The sequence below is a fragment of the Empedobacter sp. UBA5528 genome (assembly GCF_002426075.1).
Taxonomy (GTDB): Bacteria; Bacteroidota; Bacteroidia; order Flavobacteriales; family Weeksellaceae; genus Empedobacter; species Empedobacter falsenii_B.
In genome coordinates, this window is the sequence record NZ_DINY01000041.1 from 14,256 (window position 1) to 38,515 (window position 24,260).

The 24,260-nt window shown below is 32.4% G+C and carries 21 protein-coding genes and 2 tRNA genes; 12 read left to right on the plus strand and 11 right to left on the minus strand.

From position 1 onward, the window contains the following. Positions 1-49 precede the first annotated feature (49 nt). From B4L98_RS09135 to B4L98_RS09155, 5 genes are all read right to left on the minus strand, one after another. Positions 50-133 (minus strand) — tRNA-Leu (locus B4L98_RS09135). Positions 134-168: 35 nt separating this feature from the next. Continuing rightward, positions 169-241 (minus strand) — tRNA-Gly (locus B4L98_RS09140). Positions 242-329: 88 nt separating this feature from the next. Further along, positions 330-1,178: an acetyl-CoA carboxylase, carboxyltransferase subunit beta gene (gene accD, locus B4L98_RS09145; RefSeq protein ID WP_180905093.1), complete on the minus strand. Its 849-nt coding sequence runs from the start codon at positions 1,176-1,178 to the stop codon at positions 330-332. A gap of 43 nt (positions 1,179-1,221) precedes the next feature. Next, positions 1,222-2,289, minus strand: a complete 1,068-nt coding sequence (gene fbaA, locus B4L98_RS09150) for a class II fructose-bisphosphate aldolase (RefSeq protein ID WP_219033712.1) — start codon at positions 2,287-2,289, stop codon at positions 1,222-1,224. A 37-nt stretch (positions 2,290-2,326) separates the two neighbouring features. After that, on the minus strand, positions 2,327-4,930 hold the full coding sequence (locus B4L98_RS09155) for a BamA/TamA family outer membrane protein (RefSeq protein WP_286494748.1): 2,604 nt from the start codon (positions 4,928-4,930) through the stop codon (positions 2,327-2,329). Between the two features lie 4 nt (positions 4,931-4,934). Between B4L98_RS09155 and B4L98_RS09160 the strand changes: the two genes are divergently transcribed. The 4 genes from B4L98_RS09160 (at position 4,935) to B4L98_RS09175 (ending at position 8,158) form a co-directional block, all read left to right on the plus strand. Beyond that, positions 4,935-5,678: a TrmH family RNA methyltransferase gene (locus B4L98_RS09160; protein WP_115001648.1), complete on the plus strand. Its 744-nt coding sequence runs from the start codon at positions 4,935-4,937 to the stop codon at positions 5,676-5,678. An 88-nt stretch (positions 5,679-5,766) separates the two neighbouring features. Continuing rightward, positions 5,767-7,035, plus strand: coding sequence for a serine hydrolase domain-containing protein (locus tag B4L98_RS09165; protein WP_291078072.1), 1,269 nt, complete (start codon positions 5,767-5,769; stop codon positions 7,033-7,035). Between the two features lie 145 nt (positions 7,036-7,180). After that, entirely contained in the window at positions 7,181-7,564 is a 384-nt protein-coding gene (locus B4L98_RS09170; protein WP_280045253.1) for an HU family DNA-binding protein, read from the plus strand. A 180-nt stretch (positions 7,565-7,744) separates the two neighbouring features. Beyond that, on the plus strand, positions 7,745-8,158 hold the full coding sequence (locus B4L98_RS09175) for a GxxExxY protein (protein ID WP_291078074.1): 414 nt from the start codon (positions 7,745-7,747) through the stop codon (positions 8,156-8,158). 470 nt (positions 8,159-8,628) lie between these two features. On the opposite strand, the gene B4L98_RS09180 is transcribed toward B4L98_RS09175, so the two are convergent. Next, positions 8,629-9,741: an ABC transporter permease gene (locus B4L98_RS09180; RefSeq protein WP_291078076.1), complete on the minus strand. Its 1,113-nt coding sequence runs from the start codon at positions 9,739-9,741 to the stop codon at positions 8,629-8,631. Continuing rightward, a complete protein-coding gene (locus B4L98_RS09185; protein WP_291078078.1) occupies positions 9,741-11,813 on the minus strand; it encodes a carboxy terminal-processing peptidase in 2,073 nt (690 codons plus the stop codon). The genes B4L98_RS09180 and B4L98_RS09185 overlap by 1 nt, the downstream gene beginning before the upstream one ends. A gap of 193 nt (positions 11,814-12,006) precedes the next feature. Between B4L98_RS09185 and surE the strand changes: the two genes are divergently transcribed. Then, a complete protein-coding gene (gene surE / locus B4L98_RS09190) occupies positions 12,007-12,774 on the plus strand; it encodes a 5'/3'-nucleotidase SurE (protein WP_219033704.1) in 768 nt (255 codons plus the stop codon). Positions 12,775-12,856: 82 nt separating this feature from the next. Here surE and B4L98_RS09195 read toward each other — a convergent pair whose 3' ends face one another. Continuing rightward, entirely contained in the window at positions 12,857-14,053 is a 1,197-nt protein-coding gene (locus tag B4L98_RS09195) for a tetratricopeptide repeat protein (RefSeq protein WP_221854161.1), read from the minus strand. A gap of 3 nt (positions 14,054-14,056) precedes the next feature. Next, complete coding sequence (gene gyrA / locus B4L98_RS09200; protein ID WP_219033702.1) at positions 14,057-16,630, minus strand: DNA gyrase subunit A; 2,574 nt, start codon at positions 16,628-16,630, stop codon at positions 14,057-14,059. Between the two features lie 364 nt (positions 16,631-16,994). Here gyrA and rpmH point away from each other — a divergent pair, with 364 nt between their 5' ends. The 4 genes from rpmH (at position 16,995) to B4L98_RS09220 (ending at position 19,948) form a co-directional block, all read left to right on the plus strand. Then, complete coding sequence (gene rpmH / locus B4L98_RS09205) at positions 16,995-17,153, plus strand: 50S ribosomal protein L34 (protein WP_019974979.1); 159 nt, start codon at positions 16,995-16,997, stop codon at positions 17,151-17,153. 83 nt (positions 17,154-17,236) lie between these two features. After that, positions 17,237-17,929, plus strand: coding sequence for a cell division ATP-binding protein FtsE (locus B4L98_RS09210; RefSeq protein WP_038333079.1), 693 nt, complete (start codon positions 17,237-17,239; stop codon positions 17,927-17,929). A 113-nt stretch (positions 17,930-18,042) separates the two neighbouring features. Then, positions 18,043-19,125: a hypothetical protein gene (locus B4L98_RS09215; protein WP_219033701.1), complete on the plus strand. Its 1,083-nt coding sequence runs from the start codon at positions 18,043-18,045 to the stop codon at positions 19,123-19,125. Positions 19,126-19,135: 10 nt separating this feature from the next. Then, positions 19,136-19,948, plus strand: a complete 813-nt coding sequence (locus tag B4L98_RS09220; RefSeq protein ID WP_291075815.1) for a 2OG-Fe(II) oxygenase — start codon at positions 19,136-19,138, stop codon at positions 19,946-19,948. A 20-nt stretch (positions 19,949-19,968) separates the two neighbouring features. Here the strand turns inward: B4L98_RS09220 and B4L98_RS09225 are convergent, their stop codons facing one another. Then, positions 19,969-21,087 (minus strand): glycosyltransferase, encoded by a 1,119-nt coding sequence (locus B4L98_RS09225; RefSeq protein ID WP_115001639.1) that lies wholly within the window; start codon positions 21,085-21,087, stop codon positions 19,969-19,971. A gap of 18 nt (positions 21,088-21,105) precedes the next feature. Then, on the minus strand, positions 21,106-21,339 hold the full coding sequence (locus B4L98_RS09230) for a uroporphyrinogen decarboxylase (RefSeq protein WP_115001637.1): 234 nt from the start codon (positions 21,337-21,339) through the stop codon (positions 21,106-21,108). A 76-nt stretch (positions 21,340-21,415) separates the two neighbouring features. On the opposite strand from B4L98_RS09230, the gene kdsA reads away from it, so the two are divergent. The 3 genes from kdsA (at position 21,416) to hpt (ending at position 24,257) form a co-directional block, all read left to right on the plus strand. Beyond that, on the plus strand, positions 21,416-22,225 hold the full coding sequence (kdsA, locus tag B4L98_RS09235) for a 3-deoxy-8-phosphooctulonate synthase (protein WP_115001635.1): 810 nt from the start codon (positions 21,416-21,418) through the stop codon (positions 22,223-22,225). 73 nt (positions 22,226-22,298) lie between these two features. Further along, entirely contained in the window at positions 22,299-23,660 is a 1,362-nt protein-coding gene (hemN, locus tag B4L98_RS09240) for an oxygen-independent coproporphyrinogen III oxidase (protein WP_115001634.1), read from the plus strand. Between the two features lie 60 nt (positions 23,661-23,720). Continuing rightward, positions 23,721-24,257: a hypoxanthine phosphoribosyltransferase gene (gene hpt / locus B4L98_RS09245; RefSeq protein ID WP_038333090.1), complete on the plus strand. Its 537-nt coding sequence runs from the start codon at positions 23,721-23,723 to the stop codon at positions 24,255-24,257. Positions 24,258-24,260: the final 3 nt, after the last annotated feature.

Genomic DNA, 24,260 nt, shown 5'->3' on the forward strand with positions numbered 1-24,260 from the left:
ACCAATTGAGCTATTCCCGCGTGCAAATTGTAAAAATCAAATTAAAAAGTACCTCAGGCGGGACTTGAACCCGCACGTCCTAATGGACACAGGATTTTAAGTCCTGCGTGTCTACCAATTCCACCACCAAGGCAAAATTTGATTTTTATGAATTTTTATATTTCAAAGAGCGGGAAACGGGGCTCGAACCCGCGACCTCAACCTTGGCAAGGTTGCGCTCTACCAGCTGAGCTATTCTCGCGATTGGAGTGCAAATATATAAAATCAATTTCTAATAATCCAAATCAAATTTGAATAAAATTTTAAAAATATATTTGCACTTATTTTAATTAGTTGATAGGCATTAACATATCAGCTACTTCTTTTATTTTATCTTTCATCTTTTTACGGTGAACGATCATATCAACGAAGCCTTTTTCTAATAAAAACTCAGAAGTTTGGAATCCTTCAGGTAAATCTCTACCAATAGTTTCTTTGATAACACGTGGTCCAGCGAAACCAATTAATGCTCCAGGCTCTGCCATGATAACGTCACCAATTGATCCGAAAGATGCTGTAATTCCTCCAAAAGATGGATTTGTTAAGATTGTAATGTAAGGAATGTTGTTGTCTGCTAATTGAATTAATTTAGCTTCTACTTTTGCTAATTGCATCAACGAAATTGCAGCTTCCATCATACGCGCACCACCAGATTGTGTAATGATAATGTAAGGTGTTTTGTGTTTGATAGAATAATCAATTGCACGAGCAATTTTTTCTCCCATTACAGATCCTAAAGAACCTCCAATAAATTTGAAATCCATACAAGAAATTGTAATGTCACGTCCATGAATTTTTCCAGTCGCATTGCGAATAGAATCTGTCATTCCCGTTTTCTTTTTAATTTCTTTTAAACGATCTTTATAAGGTTTTGTATCTGTCCAATTTAATGGGTCTTTACTTTCTACTTTTGTATCTAATTCTGTGAATTTGCTATCATCAAATAAGATATCAAAGTATTCTTGAGAACCAATTTGTACGTGATGATCATCCTCAGGACTTACATACGCATTTGCTTTTAGTTCTTCAGTTTCAATAATTTTTCCTGATGGTGTTTTATACCATAAGCCTTTCTTAACGTCTTTTTTAGACTCTGTAGGCGTTGTAATATTTTTCTTGCTTCTAATAAACCAAGGCATATTCTCTGTTTTTATTTGGGTAAGAATAATCTTAGTGAAAAGATTATCCTAAAGTATTAACATTATTTAAATCGTGAAAAGCTTGAATTAATCTGTCTTTGAAAGTAACTTCTCCAGCTCTTAACCACACGCGTGGATCATAATATTTTTTGTTAGGAGATTCTGGACCTTCAGGATTTCCAATTTGTCCTTGTAAATAAGCTGCATTTTCGTCAAAATATTTACGAATTCCTTCCATAAATGCATATTGTAAATCTGTATCAATGTTCATTTTGATAACTCCGTAGCTAATTGCTTCTCTAATTTCTTCTAACGTAGAACCAGAACCTCCGTGGAATACGAAGTTTACAGCGTTGTCTACACCATACTTTTCGTTGATGTATTTTTGAGAGTTATCTAAAATTTTTGGAGTCAATACAACATTTCCTGGTTTGTAAACACCGTGTACATTACCAAATGCTGCTGCAATCCAGAAATTATCAGAAATAGATTTTAAGTTTTCGTAAACGTAAGCAACTTCTTCTGGTTGAGTGTATAATAAAGAATTGTCAACATTAGAATTGTCAACACCATCTTCTTCTCCACCTGTAATACCTAATTCCATCTCCAAAGTCATTCCAACTTTAGACATTCTTTCTAAGTATCTTTTGCACTTTTCTACGTTTTCTTCTAAAGGCTCTTCAGATAAATCTAACATGTGAGAACTAAATAAAGTCTTTCCGAATTTATTAAAATGTTCTTCGTTAGCGTCCATAATTCCATCAATCCAAGGCAATAATTTTTTTGCACAGTGGTCTGTATGTAAAATTACAGTAGCTCCGTAAGACTCAGCTAAAGTGTGAATATGTTTTGCTCCCGCAATAGCACCTTTGATAGCAGAAAGTTGATTTTCTCCTTTTAATCCTTTTCCGGCATTAAAAGCAGCACCTCCGTTAGAAAATTGAATAATAACCGGAGAGTTTACTTCAACTGCAGCTTCCATTGCAGCGTTAATAGTATCTGAACCGATGACATTACACGCTGGTAAAGCGTATTGATTTGCTTTTGCATCATTGATAATGTCTTGAACTAATGAACCGGTAGCAACACCGGCAGGAAATTTTCTGCTCATTATGTTAGTATTTTGTGAAACAAATATAGATGTTTTTTTAGAAAGGATAATTAATTCCGAAGTGGATTCTTGGTTTAAGCAAATTAAAATTGTCAAATTGCCAGCGATCACCCAATTCGTAAGAAGGGTCATAAATTTTGTAACCTAAATCAAATCTTACAATTGCAAACGTACCAATGTGATAACGGAAACCTAATCCAGAACCAATTCCGAATTCTTTGTAAAAATCTTTGAACTTAAATAATGTTTCTGGACGATTTTTATTAACACCCCAAATATTACCAGCATCAAGAAAATATGCACCTTCCAAACTTCCAAAAAGATTGAAGCGATATTCAGCATTGAATAACAATTTCATGCTTTCAAATTCTAAACTTTGATTTTTAGAATCGATACGTGGTTTACTTCCAGGACCTAAAGTTAACGGTGCCCAACCACGAACATCATTTGCTCCTCCAGCCGAATAACTTCTTACGAAGGGTGCAACATCTGAGTTTCCATATGGTTGAATGATTCCGAATAAGAAACGTCCCGCTACGCTAGAATTTGAATTTAATTTGAATTTTCGTCTAACATCCACATCAAATTTTACGAATTGAGAATAAGGAATTCCAAAGATCAAACCTGCTTGATTTCCGTCTCGATCAGGTTCAGCTTTATTAAAGCCAAAAGCTTTGTCTAAACCTCTTAATACATTTCCGGCTAATTCAATTCTCGCTTGAATAAACCAAGGATTACTTTTTGGTCGAAATGAATTTTCTTGATTAAATGTAAATTGATAGATAAAAGAGTTGATTAATACATTTTGGGAAATATTAGCTTTTCTATATAACATATTCTCAAAATCAACATACAACTTTGCGTTTTCTCCAGTTAATGAACTTTGGAATCCTTTGTCAGCCTCGATTGCGTCTGTTAATTCATCGTCCGTTAGATAAATTGGTGCATTAGGATTGTATGCGTAGTATAAATCTTTTACTTCGTTTTTTGTATTATTATCTTTTGTAAACACTTCATAATAGCGATCTTTTTTTCGGTTACTAATAAATTCTGTGTTAAACAAAGAAACTTTGTGTTGAAACTCCGAACTCGAAATATCCATATCAAAACCAAAACCATAAGTCGTTTTGTCTAAACCTACATTTTTCTGCGTACTTGCATTCATTCGAATAGCAGATTCGGCAGTAAAACGTTTTGGTAAAATATTATCAAGATTAATTGGTGTTAATAAATAAGGAAATTTCAACTTTGTTTCGATAGCGATTTCGTAAGCATTTAAGAATGCTTTATTCATTGAGAAATCTTTGTTGACAGAACCTAAAGTTCCTTTCAAAGTTGTTTCTAAATTTTCTCCTCCTCCAAATAGATTTCTCGAAGTTAAAGTCATTCCGGGAGAAATTGCAAAGTTCATATAGCGAGAAGCATAACTTTCGACAAAGAGATTCAAGTCATATTTCTTTTTTGGTGTAAAGAAAACGTCTACATTTAGGATAGAATCTTGTTTATTAATTCTGAATCCATGTAAGTTAATGTTTTCTTTCTTGAAAATATTACGTTTTGTCTGAATTTCTTGTCGTTGACGATATAGTTGACCAGGACGAATTACAAATGCATCTGTAAAATATTTTGGTCGATATTCTGGTTCTTTTGTATATAAAACGTTATAATCTTTATATTCTTCTTTGATTAATTTACTTTCATCATCAACAAAACTGCGAGAATCTGCATAAATATTTATCTTCCCAAAACGGTATTGCGTAAAAGGTGTAATACTATCCGTTTTCAAAGAATCTTGAATATATTTATCAATAAACATCGTTACATCAAGGCGTTTGTTACTTTTTAATGTATCCGCTTCAAAATATAAATCTTCGCCCGAATCATTAAAATCATAGTAACCTCTATTCTTTAACAAATCGATGATACGATCGCGTTCTTCCTCAAATTTGTCAAAATTATATTGATCTCCAGCATGCAAAACAGTTTGTTTTCCAATAGAAGAATTAAGATATTCTTCTATTTTTTGATCAGATATTTTTTGATCATATGTTTCGATATAAGAAGGTTCCCCTAACTTAATATCATAAATAGTTTCTGCTTTTTTCGCAACAGAATCTTTATTATAGGAAACAGCTACTTTCGAATCGAAATAACCTTTGTCATGAAATAATCTATTTAAGTTCTTTGCCGAAAATTCTGATTGTTGTTCATCCAACAAAACTGGAGCCTCACCTTGACTATAATAAAGACGTTCTTTCCATAAACTGTGCCCAACATATTCGCTAAGATTATTCTTCGTTAGTAAACTGTCCAATAATTTTTGGTTACGAACCGAAGCATCTTGTCGATAATATTCCTGAAAAGTTTCATCAAATTTTGCAGGAGACCAATTATAAACCCATTGCCAAAGAGGGAAAAAACCAAGGAACTTACCAGCTGGTTTTTGTTTCACATAATCACTTAAATCTTTGTTGATTATAGTTTTTTTCTTCTTAATATCGGGATCTTCTTTATCGTAGATAAATTTGTTCTTTACAAACAAATATTCTCCTTCAGGTACTTTTTTAGTTGTACTACAGCTATAAAAAAGTAAACCTAAACAAGAGATAAGTGTTATATTTGTTGTAATTTTTTTTTGCATAAATATGTTATCAAATAACGTTATTAAGATAATAACTTCTCTGGGTTCTAAAAAATATAGACAAAAATATAATTTGTTTGTCGTAGAAGGTGTTAAAAATATTGGGGAAGTTATAAAAAGTTCTATAAATATTAAAGAATTATTTATAACTGAAGACTTTTGGCCAGAAGCTACACATATCAAAAAGACTTTTATTGAAGAAAAAGACTTGAAAAAGATCAGTTTCTTAACTACTCCGAATGTAGGTTTAGCACTTTGTGAATTACCTAATTATAACGAAAACATCAAGTTGAATGGTTTAAGTATTGCTTTGGATGATATTCGAGATCCAGGTAATTTAGGAACAATTATCCGCTTGGCTGATTGGTTTGGTGTAGAGGATATTTTGTGTACCAAAGAATCTGTTGATATGTACAACCCAAAAGTTGTGATGTCGACAATGGGCTCTTTTACACGAGTGAAAGTTCATTATATCGATTTGGAGAAATACTTGTCTGACTATAAAGGAAACATTTTCGGGACTTTTATGGAAGGAGAATCTATTTATGAACAAACACTTCCACAAGAAGGTATCTTGGTAATGGGGAACGAAGCGAATGGAATTTCTCCAGAAATCGAGAAGTTAACGACAAATAAACTAAGTATTCCGTTCTTTGGGAAAAATGGTTCTACCGAAAGTCTCAACGTAGCTGTTGCAACAAGTGTCATCTTAGGCGAGTTTAAGTCTCAACTTTCGCACAAATCATAAAAAAAACTTAATGTTTCTAAACGGGTAACTATTCCACAAATAAATATATACTTTAGTAGAAACAAACAATAAGATTAAGAAAAAACACATGAAATATGTAGCGGTTGTTCTTGCTTCTGCAATGCTGTTTATGGGAAGCTGTAGCAAGAAAAACGAACAAAAAGAAGAAGTTAGAAAGAAGGATCCTCATGCTTTGCGCTATGATTCGTTGGATTGGAAAGCAGATTTCAAGCCAATGAAGTACACACAAGCAGAACTTAATGATTACAGAAATAAACTAAACACCTATTATAAAGACTTTTGGGTTGACGGGAAAGTGAGCGGAGGTTTGTTGGTTGTGAAGAATGGGCAAGTACTTTTAGAGCAATATCAAGGGATGGCAGACGAAAGACATAAGCGTCCAATCACTGCCGAAACGCCTATTCACATAGCATCTATCTCGAAAGTTTTTACATCTATGGCGATACTTAAGCTGGTCGAGAAAGGTAAAATCAAATTAGATCAAAAAGTAAATACAATATTAGAAGGTTTTCCTTACGACGATATCACGGTTCGTAATTTGCTAAATCACCGCAGTGGTTTGCCAAATTATGCCAACGTTTTGTGGAATAACAAGAAGGTAATGATGGATCGCGAGAAACCAATTTCTAATCAAGATGTGTTAGATATCTTTAGAGAATTTGACGTTAAACAAATTCGTCCCGCAGACAAAGGGTTTTATTACTCGAACACCAACTTCGCTTTCCTTGCTTTAGTAATCGAAAAGATTATGAAAATACCTTATCCGAAAGCAATGAAATACATGGTTTTTGACCCTCTTGAGATGAATAACACCTTTGTTTTTGAGTATGATCGCGATAAAGATACAGTAGCTCGTTCTTACAAATACAATGGTTACGAGTGGGCTTGGGATGATTTTGACCGCACGTATGGAGACAAAAATATCTACTCAACGCCAAGAGATCTTTACAAGTTAGATGTTGCCATGTATTCAGACGATTTTTTACCGAAGAAGATCAAGAAAGAAGCTTTCAAAGGATATAGTTACGAGCAGAAAGGTTTCAAAAATTATGGGCTTGGAATGCGCTTGTTAGAATATGACAATGGTAAAAAATTATTGTATCACAATGGTTGGTGGCACGGGAATAACACAGTTTTTGTACACGATGTTAACAATCAATTTACGGTAATTGCATTAGGAAACAAGCAGAATAAGAATATATATAGTGCATTTAAATTGGCTGGACTTACAGGAACTTATCCGCTAAAAGCACCAAATAAAGATTCGATGAGATTGCATCAAAAACCAATTGTACCAAAAAGAACAGCAAAACTTTCGACCAAAGTTTCAAGATAATAGCAAGGCTTTCTTATATAAGAAAGCCTTTTTTATTTTTATGATATAATGTATTTTATTGATAATCAATAGTTTTATTTTGTTAATTAAATATAAAGTATTAACTTAGAGATAATTAACTATTAATATGTAAATACTTTTAATTATGGCTGTAAAATACAACGTTATTCAGAAGGCTTACCCAGGAGATCCTATGGCGCCTAAAAAGTTCTACGCAAATTCTATTGCAGATGGTGAAGTATCACTTCGAAATTTGAGTAAAGAAATTGCGCAAACCTCATCTATTAGTGAGAGTGATGTATATGCAACATTGATTGATTTGGCTAAAATGTTATCGAAACATTTGTCTGATGGAAAGATTGTTCGCTTAGGAGATTTTGGTTCTTTTCAAATAAGTATAAGTAGCGAAGGAATGGATGCAATGAACAAAGTAAATTCTTCTTCTATAAAAAGTGCTAAAATACTTTTTAGACCTGGTCTAGATTTACGAGATACTTTAGCTACTTTAAAGTATGAGAAAAAGAAATAGTTGAGATAATTTTTCTAACTTCTAATTGAAGTAAATAAAAAACGTCAAGTGGTTTTCATTAAAATCACTTGACGTTTTGTTTAAAACCTCCTTAGGTTTTATATAAAAGATAAGGAGGTTTTATAAAAAGTTTATTTATATCTCAATTGAATAATCATTAACAACATAGAAACATAGACTATGAAAACTAAAAAATATTTAGATGAATTAACTTATGAAATAATAGGTTCTGCTATAGAAGTTCATAAAATAATGGGTAGAGGATTATTAGAAAGTGTTTATCATCAATGCTTAAAAGAAGAGTTGAATCATAGGAAAATAAATTTTCTCACAGAAATGAAGATTCCAGTTGTCTATAAAGAAAAACTACTTGATCTTGATTTTCGTTGTGACCTCTATGTAGAAAATAGTATAGTTGTTGAGTTAAAAGCTGTGCAAGATATTGTTCCTGCTTATGAAGCTCAATTATTAACTTATATGAAACTACTAAAATGTCCAAAAGGAATATTAATCAACTTTAATTGTTTTAACATATTTAATGAAGGACAAAAAACGTATGTTAATGAGTTTTTTACTCATTTTCCAAATTATTAAACCGATGTATTTATATTGTAAAAACAGATAGGTTTTAAATTTTGTTTTGGTAAAATATTAACCACATAGAAACATAGAAATTGATTAATTGTGATTTATTTATAAACTTTCAGTTATTAACTTAAGTAAAGTTACTGTGAAAACTATAAGTCCATTCTAATATTTCTAAGAATTAAACCTATGTATCTATGTGGATAAAAAAGAAATATTTTAAATTTTCTTTTGGTAAAATCTTAACTACATAAAAACATAGAAATTGATTAATTGTGATTTGTTTATATACTTTCAGTTGTTAACTTAAGTAAAGTTATTGTGAAAACTAAAAGTCTATTCAAATCTTTATCAATATTTAACCTATGTCTCTATGTGGTTAAAAAAGATAAAATATTAATCACATAGAGACATAGATAAAGATATAACTTGTGTTTTAAATTATTTAAAAAAAGAAAATATAAAACTTTATAAGTTTCTTACTGCTTAATATCCATAATATCTCGCAATACATTCCCAAAGATATTAAACCCAAGAACCAATAACATAATAGCTAATCCCGGTAGAATTGCTAAATGTTGTTTCCCTAAAATAATATGATTATAATGTTCTTTGATGATGTTTCCCCAAGACGGAGTAGGAGGTTGTGCGCCAATTCCAAGAAAACTAAGACCACTTTCTACTAAAATTGCCGAAGCAAAATTGGCAGCAGATATAACAATAATAGGTGCAACAACGTTAGGTAATATTTGGTTGAAGATAATTCTTGTGTCCGAAAATCCTAAAGCTTTTGATGCTTCTACGAATTCTTTTTCTCTGTACGATAGGAATTGTCCACGAACTACACGTGCAACTTCTACCCACATCGTTAGTCCAACTGCGATAAATATCTGCCAAAAACCTTTTCCGATAGCTAAGGTAATTGCAATAACCAATAGTAATGTTGGGATAGACCACACAACGTTTATCAACCACATTATTATGTTATCTGTTCGTCCCTTGTAATAACCTGCAAGAGCGCCCAAGGAGATTCCGACAACTAATGAAATGAAAACAGCGATAAATCCGATAAGAAAAGAAATTCTTGTCCCGATGATTAATCTAGAATAAAAGTCTCTTCCGTAAGAATCTGTTCCAAGTAAATAGGTTTTTGTATAGATAAAATCCTTCTCTATATCTTGCGTTTTGATGTTATGCTTTGTCCAAGTTAACAAATCTATCTTTATTGCTTCACCACTTAGTCCGTTCCCTATATATGGAATATAAGTAATGCTTTGTCCATCTCTTTTGTAAGATGTAATACTTATTTGTTCGGTATCGATTTCTTTCCCGAATATAAAATCAGAAAAGTTCGTTTTTCCTGAATAATTAGGTAAAGGGATTTCGATTGTTTTTTGCTGATAACCTATAGGTGAATATGCAATGGTTAGGTCCTGTCTGTTTGCATTTTCCGTTTTGTCGGACGCAAAGACATAAGCAAAAATAGAAATGATTGCAGCTAATACTATTACACTAAAAGAAAGAACACCAAGGGTGTTCTTTCTTAATTTATTGAATATGATTTGAGAAAATGAACCGTTTTCTTGTTCCATTATTTAATGTCTCTTAAAACGTTAACAGCTTCGTTTAAATAAAAGTCTTTTTGCATTCCTTTGAACCAATTGTTACGTTTAGCTTTTAGAACAGTATCTGTTTTAGTAGTTGCTAAATCGTTTTGATTCATTGTAAATTTGAAATTGTTTTTATACTTGTCTAAAGTTTCGAATTTCTTGATTTTATCTTCGCGTGTTTTACGGTACGTTTTGTAATCTTCTAAGTTCAAAGGAATCTCTTTTACGTCTTCCATTGATTTGATGAACTTGAAACTTTCGTTCATTAATGCTAAGTGAGCATTGTTTGCCAAACGAGTTTTACTGTTCGTTTTAATCTTCGCTAAATCGAAAGCAGAAGGCCATTTTGCAATAACCAATGGTTTGATTTGATCCCAGTTCAAGGCTTCTGAACGAGAAGCTTCGCTGATATCTTCGTAAGTGAATTGATCAACTAATGCAATGTCCGATTGAACTCCTTTCAATTGTGTAGAACCTCCGTTTACTCGGTAGAATTTTTGTATTGTTAACTTAATAGCGCCTAACTCATCACTTCCCGACTGACGATCTAAAGGCAAGATTGTTTGTACAGTACCTTTACCAAAGGTTTGCGGAGAACCCACGATAACAGCGCGACCATAGTCTTGCATTGCTGCAGCAAAAATCTCTGACGCAGATGCAGAAAGCTCGTTAACCATTACTACTAAAGGTCCGTCGTATGCGATAGAATTATCTTTGTCTTCGTGAATTTTAAACATTCCGTCCGAACGTCTCACCTGAACAATTGGTCCTTGATTGATGAACAATCCAGAGATTTTAACTACCTCTTCAAGAGAACCTCCTCCATTATTTCTAACATCGAAGACAAGACCTTTGATGTTTTCTTTCTTCAATATATCAATTTCTTTCTTGATATCATCCGAAGGATAACGTCCGCCTTCTTTTCCCATTGGAGTGTAGAACTCAGGTAAATAGATGATTCCGTATTTATCTCCCTTCTCGTCCGTAATAACAGATGAGCGAGCAAACACTTCCTCTGATTCAATCACTTCACGAATCAAAGAGATTGTTTGTTGAGAACCGTCTTTTTTCTGAATAGTCAAGACAACTTCTGTTCCTTTCTTCCCTTTAATTAGGCGAATAGCATCGCTTAAAATCATCCCAACGATGTTTTTAGCTTCACCATTTTTCCCTTGTGCAACTTTAATGATCTTGTCACCAACTTCTAATTTATTGCTCTTCCAAGCTGGTCCGCCAACAATTAATTCAGCAATTGTAGCGTAACCTCTTTTGTCTTGTATTTTGGCTCCAATTCCTTCCATTTGTCCAGACATTTCGAATTCGAAATCCTCTTTACTTGTTGGAGAGAAGTATGTTGTGTGCGGATCGTATTGTTCTGTGAACGAGTTCATGTAAATAGAAAAATAGTTCTCGCGTTTTGTTTGTTTTATACGACGGAAATAGTCAGAAATCAAGTCTTTAACTTCTTCACGCGCCATCTTTTCTACTTCTGCAAAAGGCGTATCTTTTGTGATTTTCTTTTTCTCATCTGCCAAAGGATCTTTTATAGGTTTTATAGAAGAAGAGTTGTCTAATGTATCTTTCTTTTGACCTTTTAATTCGTCTTGCATTGAAATGATTTCTAACATCACGTTATATTTCAAATATTTGCGCCACAAATCTTTTGATTCGTTCTTATCTTTCGCGAATTTTGATGTTTTATAATCGATGTTGAAATTCTCTTTTTGATTGAAATCAAAAGGTTTTGACAAGGCATCCATCGAATATTTTTCAGCGTCAGCAATACGTTTGTAGATTGTGTCAACAGTAGAATTGTAGAAACCTAAGTTTTCTGATTTGTAATAATCATCTAAATTGTGATAATCTTTTTTGAATAGATCATAATCAGATTGCAATAAAAAACGTTTGCTTGGATCAATGTATTCTAAATATTTATTGAAAACATTTTCCGAAAATTTATCATCTACAGTAGCAGGTTTGTAATGTAGGTAAGTTAGGGTGTTTCGTGTATTTTTTACGATTAACTTTTCTCTTTCTTCATCTGTGTCTAGCATGGGTTTGCAAAAGCAAAAAGCAAGCAAACTCATTGATAAAAACGATAGTAATACATACGTTTTTTTAATTAACATATTGCGTTGGTATTATATAAATTAATAATTTAAGACTCCTTCAAATATAAAACAAAAAAGAAATTAGAAGGAAGTTTTTTACATTTGTAAAAATGATGAATAAAAGTAAGAATAAAATATGGAAAGACCGCTAATTTTAGTTACAAATGATGATGGAGTAACTGCGCCTGGAATAAGAGCGTTGATAGAGATTGCAAAAGGATTTGGAGAAGTTTATGTTGTTGCGCCAGATAGTCCGCAAAGTGGAATGGGGCATGCGGTGACAATAAATTCGACATTGTTTTGTGATGAAATAGAAGTTGATGAAGATGTAAAAGAGTATGCGTGTTCTGGAACGCCAGTGGATTGTGTGAAATTGGCTGTTTCGCAAATTTTACCTCGTAAACCAGATTTGTGTATTTCGGGAATTAATCACGGATCGAATTCGTCGGTGAATGTGATTTATTCGGGAACAATGTCTGCTGCTGTAGAAGCTGGAATAGAAGGGATTCCTGCGATTGGTTTTTCGTTGTGTGATTTTGCTTATAATGCTGATTTTAAAGCTGGAGAAGAATTTATTAAAACAATTATTGATCAAGTTTTAAAACATAAATTACCAAAAGGTGTAGTGTTGAATGTTAATATTCCGAAGTTGAAAGAACATGAAATAAAAGGAATAAAAGTTTGTCGCCAAGCTGATGCAAAATGGGAAGAAAAATTTGATAAACGTGAAGATCCTCGTGGAAGAACGTATTATTGGATGAGTGGAGAGTTTAAAAATCTTGACAAAGGTGAAGATACAGACGAACGTGCTTTAGAGGAGGGTTATGTTTCTGTTGTACCAGTTCGTTATGATTTGACAGCCCATCATTTTTTACCAGATTTAAGAAATTGGGATTTGTTCTAAGTTCGTTAAATCTACATTCAGAATGATAAAGCATAAAAAAAGGACTTCAATTGAAGTCCTTTTTTTTAAAATATTGAAATAATTATTTTACTAATTTTTTCTCAGCGTCACGATAGAAATTTTCTTTTTGTTCGTTTCCTAAAGTTTTGTAAGCTTGAATTAAGTTACGAATAACTTGACGATTTTCTGGTTGAATTTCGTACATTTTTTCAAGATAAGGAGCTGCTTCTGTAAACAAAGCTTTGCGTTTTACTTCGTTTGCATTATAAATTTCTTTCTCTTTTTTAGATGTTCCTAAATTGTTGTTCATTGTTTCAACAATTTCTTTGTCTGGTTGCAAAATAGCTAAAACTAAATTGTTGTAAGACTCGAAATGTTTAGGATTTAATTCAATCGCTTTTTTGAACAAGTTTTTAGATTCTTCTGCTTTAGAAGCGTCATCTAAATATAAAACTCCTAAGTTGTAATAATTTTGTGCATCGTTTGGATTAATTTTAATCGCTTCTTCGATACGTTTTGTCATTTTATCAGAGTTTCCAGAAACTTGGTAAATTCCAGTTGCGATATTGTTGATGTCAGCATCTTTTGGATATTTTGTAGTTGCTTCTTCTACGATAGTATCGTATTTTTTCGCATTGTACAATCCATTAAGTGCTAAAACATACATGTCACGGTTGTAATCTTTTGTTTGATTAGCTGATTTACCAGTGAATCCTTTTGCCGCTAATTCTTTCAAAATCGTTAACGATTTATCATAATCAGCTGCGTTGTAAAAACAGATTGCAGCTTGATATTTATAGATATCTTCTTTTGTACCTAAAGCTTCAACTAAGTTGAAAACATTTAAGAATTTTGTTCCAGCCTCAGTAAATTGTTTTGCGTCCATTGCTTTGTTTGCAGCGTCTAATTCTTTGTTTGCTAAATTAGAAACTTCAGATTGCAACAAGAAACCATATTTTGGTTGTAAAGCAACTTCTTTCGCTTTTGCGTAATTACCACTAGCTGTAGCTTTATCTAAATCGGCTTGAGAATAGTAAAATTCGTCTTTTTTAGAGTCTTTATTTTTGACTTGCCAAACTTTACCGTTTTCGTATTTAGATAATTTTGCTAAATCTTGACTTGCTTTTGTAACGTCACCTTTTGCTAAGTTTTCTTTTGCTGATTTATTATATTTTTCAGCTAAAACTGTAGGTTCTGTCGTTAATTCTTCTGTGTTAGTTTGAGCGAATGATGTCGACATTGCTAAAACTAATCCTAAACTAAATAATAATTTTTTCATTGATTATTCATTATTTGGATCCTCAGCAGGCGTTTCTTCTGCTTGAGTTTCGTTGTTTTCGTTTGTGTTTTCTACAACAATTGGATTTCCTTCTTCATCAAGTTCTACTTCGTTTTCCAATTCTTCTTCAACTTGTACTTTTGCAATTGCTGCAATTTCGTCGTTCTTTTTCAAGTTAATCAATCGAACACCTTGTGTTGCACGACCCATTACACGAATTTCATCTAAACCAGTTCTAATAGCAACTCCAGATTTATTAATGATCATTAAATCATCTTCGTCTGTAACAGCCTCAATCGCGATTAATTTTCCTGTTTTATCAGTAATATTAAGTGTTGTTACACCTTTACCTCCACGATTTGTTTCACGATAATCTTCGATAGAAGAACGTTTTCCGTAACCTTGTTCAGAAACAACTAATACAGTTTCTTTTTCTACATCAGTCACAACAATCATCCCGATAACCTCATTATCTGGTTGATCTCCTAAGTTGATTCCGCGAACACCAGAAGCAGTACGACCCATTGGACGAACTTTCTCATCTTCGAAACGGATAGCTTTACCATATTTAGAAGCGATCATAATTTGAGATTTACCATCTGTTAATAAAGCTTCTAATAATGTGTCACCTTCGCGAACAGTAATTGCGTTGATACCATTAACACGTGGACGAGAATAAGCTTCTAAAGATGTTTTCTTGATGATACCATTTTTAGTTACCATGATTACGTAATTATTATTTACGTATTCTTCGTTCATTAAATCATGTGTAAGGATATATGCTTTTACTTTATCATCTGGCTCGATGTTAATCAAATTCTGAATTGCACGACCTTTAGATGTTTTAGAACCTTCTGGAATTTCGTACACACGCATCCAATAACATTTTCCTTTTTCTGTAAAGAATAACATGTATTGGTGGTTAGATGCCGAAACCATATACTCTAAGAAATCTTCGTCACGTGTTGTAGCGGCTCTATTACCAACTCCTCCACGAGATTGTTTGCGGTATTCAGAAAGTGGTGTACGTTTGATGTAACCCATGTGAGAAATCGTTAAAACAACTTGCTCATCAGGAATTAAATCTTCGATATTTAAGTCTCCACCTGCGTAATCGATATCTGTACGACGTTCGTCACCATATTTTTTACGAATTTCTAATAACTCATCTTTGATAATTTGCATACGTAAATCTTCGTTTGCTAAAATATCTTTCAAATGGTTAATCATTTTCATGATTTCTTCGTACTCTTCACGAATTTTATCAATCTCAAGACCAGTCAATGTACGTAAACGTAAATCTAAGATTGCACGTGCTTGAATTTCTGATAACTCGAAAGCTTCCATTAATCCTGTGCGCGCTTCGTCTGGTGTTGCAGATTCGCGAATGATTTTAATTGCACGATCAAGATCATCTTGTGTTCCGATTACTTTCATGTAACCTTCTAAGATATGAGCTCTTTCTTGCGCTTTTCTCAATTCGTATTCCGTACGACGAACAATCACTTCGTGACGATGTTCTACGAAATGATAAATCATGTCTTTCAAATTCAATTGCTCTGGTCTACCTTTTACCAACGCAATGTTATTTACACTGAAAGATGATTGTAATTGAGTAAATTTATATAGTTTATTTAAAACGACGTTAGGAACCGCATCCATTTTAAGGACATAAACGATACGCATACCTTTACGGTCAGATTCGTCACGAATCTCAGAAATACCATCTAATTTACCATCTTTTACCAACTCAGCAGTTTTTGCAATCATATCTGCCTTGTTAACTTGGTAAGGAATTTCTGTAGCGATAATACAATCGCGACCATGTACTTCTTCGAAATTAGTTTTTGCACGTAAAACAACACGTCCACGTCCAGTTTCGAAAGCTTGTTTTACACCATCATAGCCATAGATAGTACCTCCTGTTGGGAAGTCTGGCGCTTTGATGTATTGTGTTAATTCGTCAATTGTAATCTCACGATTGTCGATGTATGCAATTGTTCCGTCAATAACTTCTGTTAAGTTATGTGGCGCCATATTTGTTGCCATACCAACCGCAATACCAGATGCACCATTTACTAATAAGTTTGGAACACGAGTAGGTAATACAGTAGGTTCTTGGATAGTATCGTCAAAGTTTAGTTGAAAGTCAACTGTCTCTTTATCTAAATCAGCTAATAATTCGTCTGAAATTTTTTGAAGTCTTGCTTCAGTATAACGCATTGCAGCAGGTGGATCACCATCTACAGAACCGTAGTTACCTTGTCCGTCAACTAATAAGTAACGCAAAGACCAAGGTTGCGCCATACGTACCATTGTGTCGTAAACAGAACTGTCGCCGTGTGGGTGAAATTTACCTAAAACTTCCCCTACAATACGTGCCGACTTTTTGTAAGAACGATTAGAAAAAACACCTAATTCATACATTCCGAATAATACTCTACGGTGTACAGGTTTTAAGCCATCACGCACATCCGGAAGCGCACGAGATACGATTACCGACATCGAATAATCGATGTAAGCGGATTTCATTTCATCCTCAATGTTAATTGGGATTAGTCTTTCTCCTTCAGTCATATTGTTTTGTTATATAAGGTGGCTAATATACGAATTTTAAGCTAAAATAAGATTGATAAAAACAAGATATTTGATGTTTTATGAAAGTTTTAAGGAAACTTTTCTAATCCTTCTAAAAATAGCTTTGTTTTATCCTCGTAAATGATATTGTTGATAAGTTTTAATTGTTATTGTTTTAATTTTCTCTTGCTTAACAAAAAAATGTTTTTATATTTGCACTTCGAAAATTACAAAGTGTAGAACGGAACGCGGTTTACTATTAATTCAGCTTTTTTGTAATTTTCTATCAATTTGATTTTTGAATTAATAATAATAACTGTATATTTGCAACCCATTCGAGTAATGGATTAGAAACTTAGTAAAGATGAGTAAGAGAACATTTCAACCAAGTAACAGAAAAAAAAGAAACAAACACGGATTCCGTGAGCGTATGGCTTCTAAAAACGGGCGCAAAGTATTAGCTGCTCGTAGAAAGAAAGGAAGAAAAGCATTAACTGTTAGTGAAGTAAGAGCTAAAAGATAATCGCTACAATTCATAAAAAATAAGCTTGAAGGTCGTTCTTTCAAGCTTTTTTTTTACATTTGTTTTAAAGACTGTAGAAAAGTATGGAAGCTAAAAATGTAATTGAGTTAAGTCAATCATCTATATATCAAAGAAATCATTTAGTATTATCTGACGTTAATTTTACACTTAATGAAGGAGAATTTGTCTACCTTATTGGAAAAACAGGAAGTGGAAAAAGTAGTTTGTTGAAAGTGCTTTATGGTGATTTGCCGCTTCAATCGGGACAAGGTTCTGTGGTTGGAATGGATTTGAAATCATTGAAAACAAGTAAGATTCCTGATCTTAGAAGACATTTAGGAATTGTTTTCCAAGATTTCCAATTGTTAACAGATCGTACAGTTGAGCAAAATTTGACGTTCGTTTTGAAAGCAACAGGTTGGAAAGATAAGGCTACAATCGATAAACGTATTGATGAGGTTTTAGATTCGGTAGGGATGTTGTCAAAAAAGAAAATGATGCCTTTCCGTCTTTCTGGAGGAGAACAACAGCGTGTTTCTATAGCTCGTGCTTTATTAAATCATCCTGAATTAATTTTAGCAGATGAGCCTACAGGAAACCTAGATCCAGAAACGTCAAATGATATTATGGATTTATTGTTGTCGGTATCGAAAGAAAATAATTGTGCAGTTTTGATGGCTACACACGATTATGAAATTATTCGTCGCTATCCTGCGCGTAAAGTGCGTTGTGAAGACGGAAGATTATTTGAAGTTGCGGAAGCGATATCAGAATAAGATAAATTACACAATATAATTTTAAAGAAAGAGTTTACTTAGTTGTAGACTCTTTTTTTTGTTAAATAATTAACTAACTAATGTATCAAGGTAATAAACTTCATTTTATAAGTATGGATGTTCCATTTCCTCCCAATTATGGAGGTGTTATAGATGTTTTTTATAAATTGAAAGCATTTCATCAACTTGGGATTGAGATTCATTTACATCTGTTTGGGTTTAATGAAATAGAAAGCGATGTTTTAAGAAAATATGCTAAAGAAGTTTATTTTTATCCAATACATCAAAAGCCTAATTATATTTTTAAGAAATATCCTATTTCAGTAAGATCGAGGGATAGTCAATTATTGTATGAACGAATTAAATCGTTGAAAGCTCCTATTTTTTTTGAAAGTCTAAAAACAACATTTATTTTGAATAAATATACTCTTGAAGGTTATTCTAAATATTTGAGACTACATAATATTGAGCAAAATTATTTTTCCGGATTGGCTGAAAGCGAAAAGAATCTAGCGAAAAAAGCATTGTTTTATATTGAGGCAAAAAAATATATCCAATACGAAAATATTATCCACCAGTTTGATGAAGTTTTTACACTTTCTAAATTTGAACAAAATTATATTCAAGAAAAATATAATAAAGGAAAATTTGTACCTGTTTTTCATGGAAATGAAACTTTTCAATCATTAAGTGAAAAAGGAGAATTTGCTTTGTATCACGGAGATTTGAGAGCTTCGGACAATTGTAAAGTAGTCGATTTCTTGATAGAAGTTTTTAAAGAAATTGATTATCCTTTCGTTATTGCTTCAGGTTCTAGAGAGGATTGGGTAAAAGCAAAAATTAAAAATCATCCACATATACAATTTGTTAAATTGAAAGATTTTAATCATTTGAAAAAACTTTTCGCAAAAGCTCATCTTAATATTGCGTGGTCTTTTCAGGAATCTGGGACAAAGCTAAAAGTAATAAATGCATTATTCAATAGTCGTTTTTCGATAATTAATGAAAATGTAATAGATGATGAGAAAATTAGTGGACTTTGTGTTCAAGTTTTGAATAAATTAGAGTTGATAAAAGCTATTAATCATTTAAAAAATAAACCTTTTTTAGGGTCAGAAGAATATATTGATACGCTTGAATATGATTTGAATGATAAATTGAATGCCAAAATTATTTTGAAACAAATTTTTAATTAACTTTATGATTATGAACAGAAATCAATTTGCAGATATAATTTTACAACGATTAATTGATCAAAAGGAAGAAATAAGTCAACAATATAATAGTAGCAAAGATAAGATCGGTTATTTTTGGGTTGATGATCTATTACCAGAAGAATTAGTTTTGGAAATAAATCAAGTTTTTCCACAAGAAAAAGAAATGGTGTTGAAAAAAAGTTTGAAAGAAGATAAATATATTGCTGTTCAAATGGATCAATATCATCCTATTTTAGAAGAAATTATTTACGCTTTTCAAGATGAAAGAATCGTAAATTTGATTGCTGAGATTTGCGAAATAAAACAACCTATTCCAGATTCATCTTTGTATGCTGGAGGTTTGTCTATGATGGGAAATCGTCAATTTTTGCAGCCTCATTTGGATAATTCTCACGATGCGAAAAGAGAATTGTGGCGTGTGTTGAATTTATTGTATTATGTAACGCCAGACTGGAAAGAAGAATATGGTGGTAATTTAGAAATTTGGCCAAATGGATTGAAAAATGATCAAATTACGATTTTTAGTAAATTCAATCGATTAGCGGTAATGGCAACGCATAATGATTCTTTGCATTCGGTTTCTCCAATAAAGTTTGAAGGTTTTAGAAAATGTGTTTCAAATTATTATTTTTCTAAAGAACCTTTAAGAGAAACAGATTCTTTTCATGTGACTTCGTTTAGAGGTCGTCCAGAGCAAAAGGTTTTGGATCAAGTTTTGCAAGTTGATAATGCACTAAGAATGGGCGTTAGAAAAGTATTTAAAAAAGGAGTAGTGGAAAATCCGCATATTTATAAAAAATAAAAAAGTAGATTAANNTTAATCTACTTTTTTATTTTTTCAAAAATCTCCTTCAATTTCAATTCTTCATTTTCCCAACAAAGTTCGTTTGCAGCATTTGCAAGATTTTCTTGGTAACTTCTTTTTCCTTCGTCTAAGATTTCTTGTAGTTTTTCAGCCAAATGTTTTGGATAGTGGTTGTCAATCACTTTTCCAACTTTATACTCTTCGACTATTTTTTTTATTTCTGGTAAATTTGTTGCTAAAATTGGTACTCTAGCTTGAATAAAGTCAAATAATTTATTCGGTAGAGCGTAGCGATAGCTTAATCCTAAATCTTCTTCCATACTCATTCCTACATCAGCTAAAGGTGTTATAGTTTTTAAAGTTTTTGGGGGAATATTTCCTAAAAAATGAATGCGATTAGTTAAGTCTAAATCTTTTACCAATTGTTCGTATTCAGTTTTTTTAGGCCCTTCGCCAGCAATCCAAAATTGACAATTATCAATGTGTTTGAACGCTTCAATCATTCTGTCAATTCCTCGACTCATGTTAATTGCGCCTTGATACAATAATATTTTATCGTTTGTTGGATTTTCGGGTAAGCGAAAGAAAATTAAATCTTGTTTATCGTTAAGTTTTGTTCGGTTGGGAACATTTCTAATCACAGCCGGATTAGCACCATATTCCTTGCGAAACCAATTGGCATATCCATCACTTACGGTATAAAAATACTTGATTTTTGGAACAAGAGAACGTTCTAAAGTTTTCCAAACTTTTTTTGTTTTAGGACGATTGTGTAATGATGGCAATTCTGAATAAATTTCGTGACTATCAAAAACTAAAGGAATTTTTTTGATTTTACTTACCAAATAAAAAGGAAGTAAGCTATCTAAATCATTCGCTAGTAAAATAGTTTGTTTATCCGCTTTTTTAAGTAAAGTGAAAAATAATTTGTAATTGAATTCAGCATACTTTTTCATTGTTGATTGATTCTTTTGTTCCATCAAAAATGTCTTGTACGGTTTATTCAATTTCGGTCTACCGTTTATAGTCGCGCCAATCAATTCTACATCGTATCCAAATTTTAACAAAGAATGGCAAACTTTATCTAATCTTTGATCCGTTTCAATATTATTTAGTACAGCAGATAGGATTTTCAATTTTATGGTTTTTGAAGATTATTTTCCAGGTTTGAAGATGATATAATACGCCTGAACTAAAAATAAAATCGCATTTGGAATAAGGACTGGCCAAGCCTCGATCATAGCAGCATAAATTACAAAACATACACAACCAATTGCATTGATAATGCGGATAATTGTAATCTTCGAAAAAAAGAATGCTAGTACAATAAAGACTGAAGCAAGATAGCCAAAAATATCAGCTATACCAATGTTAGATAAAAAATCCATAAAACGATAAATAAGAATGATAAAGTATAGGCAAAATTATGAAAAATAAGTCGATAACTTTGTGTAAATTTGCACAATGATAGAAACTTTATCAAAGATAAAACACAAAGATTCGCCAAACTTCTTTTTACTTGCTGGTCCATGTGCCATCGAAAGTGAAGATATGGCTTTGAGAATTGCTGAAAAAGTAGTAACAATTACTGATAAATTAGAGATTCCTTATGTTTTTAAAGGATCTTTCAAAAAAGCAAATCGTTCTCGTATTGATAGTTTTACAGGGATTGGAGATGAAAAAGCATTGAAAATTATTCAAAAAGTTGGAGAAACTTTTGATGTTCCAACAACTACAGATATTCACGAACCTTTTCATGCAGAAATGGCGGCGGCTTATGTAGATGTGCTACAAATTCCTGCTTTCTTGGTTCGTCAAACCGATTTAGTGGTTGCAGCTGCACAAACTGGAAAACATGTTACGTTGAAAAAAGGTCAATTTCTTTCGCCAGAAGCAATGAAATTTCCTGTAGAAAAAGTAACAGATTCTGGTAATAATAATGTAGCAATTATCGAGCGTGGAACAATGTTAGGTTACGGAGATTTAGTGGTAGATTATCGTGGAATTCCTGTGATGCAAAATTATGCACCAGTTATTTTAGATATCACACATTCTTTACAACAACCAAATCAGGCTTCAGGTGTAACAGGAGGAAAGCCAGAATTAATCGAAACGATTGCTAAAGCTGGAATTGCTGTTGGTGCTGATGGTATTTTTATCGAAACGCATCCAGATCCTAAAAATGCAAAAAGTGACGGTGCAAACATGTTACAATTAGATTTGTTAGAAGACTTATTAACTAAATTAGTTAGAGTTCGTCAGGCAATTCTATAAAAATAATTTTTAAAGAAAATTTATTAAATAATACTTAGTCAAGTTGATTAAGTATTTTTAATTTTTTTAGATAATGGATAATTTAATTCAGAAATATAATATTCCAGGACCTCGTTACACAAGTTATCCAACTGTTCCGTTTTGGGACAATGATGATTTTACTAAACAAGGTTGGATTGAAACTTTTCAACGATCTTTCGATGAAAGTAATGTAGAAGAAGGAATATCAATTTATATTCATTTACCTTATTGCGAGTCGTTGTGTACGTTTTGTGCATGTAACAAACGTATTACGAAACAACATTCGGTAGAAGTTCCGTATATTGATACAGTTTTGAAAGAATGGAGATTATATGTGGATTTATTTTCATCTCGACCAAAAATTAAAGAAATTCATTTAGGAGGAGGAACACCAACGTTTTTTTCTCCAGAAAATTTGAAGAAATTAATTGATGGTATTTTTGAATATGCGGATGTAGCTGAAGGACACGAATTTAGTTTAGAAGGTCATCCAAATAACACAACAAGAGAACATTTACAGGCTTTATACGATTTAGGTTTTAGACGTATTTCGTATGGTGTACAAGATTATGATCTGAAAGTTCAGGAAGCGATCAATCGTGTTCAACCTTTCGAGAATGTGAAAAGAGCAACCGAAGAAGCGCGCGAAATTGGTTTTACATCGATTTCTCACGATTTGATTTTTGGTCTTCCACATCAAACAATGGAAGGAATGATGGAAACTATTAATTTGACAAAAGAATTAAATCCAGATCGTATTTCGTTTTACAGTTATGCGCATGTGCCGTGGATAAAAGGTGTTGGACAACGTGGTTTTCAGGACGATGATTTGCCTTCACCAGAATTGAAACGTGCATTATATGAAGAAGGAAAGAAAATGTTCGAGGAAATGAACTATTTCGAAGTTGGAATGGATCATTTTGCCTTAGAACAAGACTCGATGTATCAATCGATGAAAAACCATACATTACATCGTAATTTTATGGGATATTCTTCTTCGAAAACACAATTAATGGTTGGTTTAGGAGTTTCTTCTATCAGTGATTCTTGGTATAGTTTTGCACAAAACGAGAAGACAGTAGAAGAGTACGAAAAATCAATCAATAACGGAGAATTATCCGTTTTCAAAGGACATATATTATCAGAAGAAGATTTGATTATGCGTCGTCATATTCTAAATTTAATGTGTAATTTAGAAACTTCTTGGGCTGATGATAACATGAAATTTGATGATGTAGATCGTATCAAAACTATGTTACAAGATATGGTTGACGATAATTTGATTGAATTTGTAGAAAATGGTTTGATCGTAAAAGAAGAAGGACGTCCATACGTTCGAAATGTGTGTATGACATTCGATAAGAGAATGATAGATAACGAGCCAGAAACACGCATTTTCTCAATGACAATCTAATAAAATAGATAAATGTTTTAAACTTTATCAAAAAAAGTATATATTTGAATATCTCAAACAATGAAAGAAATAGAAATTCACGGTAAAAAATTTATTCCGTACATCGCTTTTGAAGAAATAGAACACGCCATCAAAAATATGGCAAACGAAGTTTACGAAGAATACAAAGACGAAAGACCGATTTTTGTTGGTGTATTAAACGGAGTTGTAATGTTCTTCAGCGATTTCTTAAAACAATATCAAGGAGAATGTGAGATTTCGTTCTTGAAATTAAAATCTTACGAAGGAACAGAATCAACAGGGAAAATTACTATTGAGATGGATATTCCGATGAATGTTGAAGGACGTCACGTAATTATTTTAGAAGATATTGTAGATACAGGTAATACGTTAGTAGAGTTGCACCGAATCTTGAAAGAGAAAAAGGTAAAATCATTAAAAGTAGCAACTTTATTATTTAAGCCAGATGCTTACAAAAAAGATTTAAAAGTAGATTTAGTAGGAATTTCTATTCCTGATAAATTTGTAGTAGGTTATGGATTAGATTTTGACGGATTAGGAAGAAATTTACCAGATATTTATCAAATAAAACATTAAAAC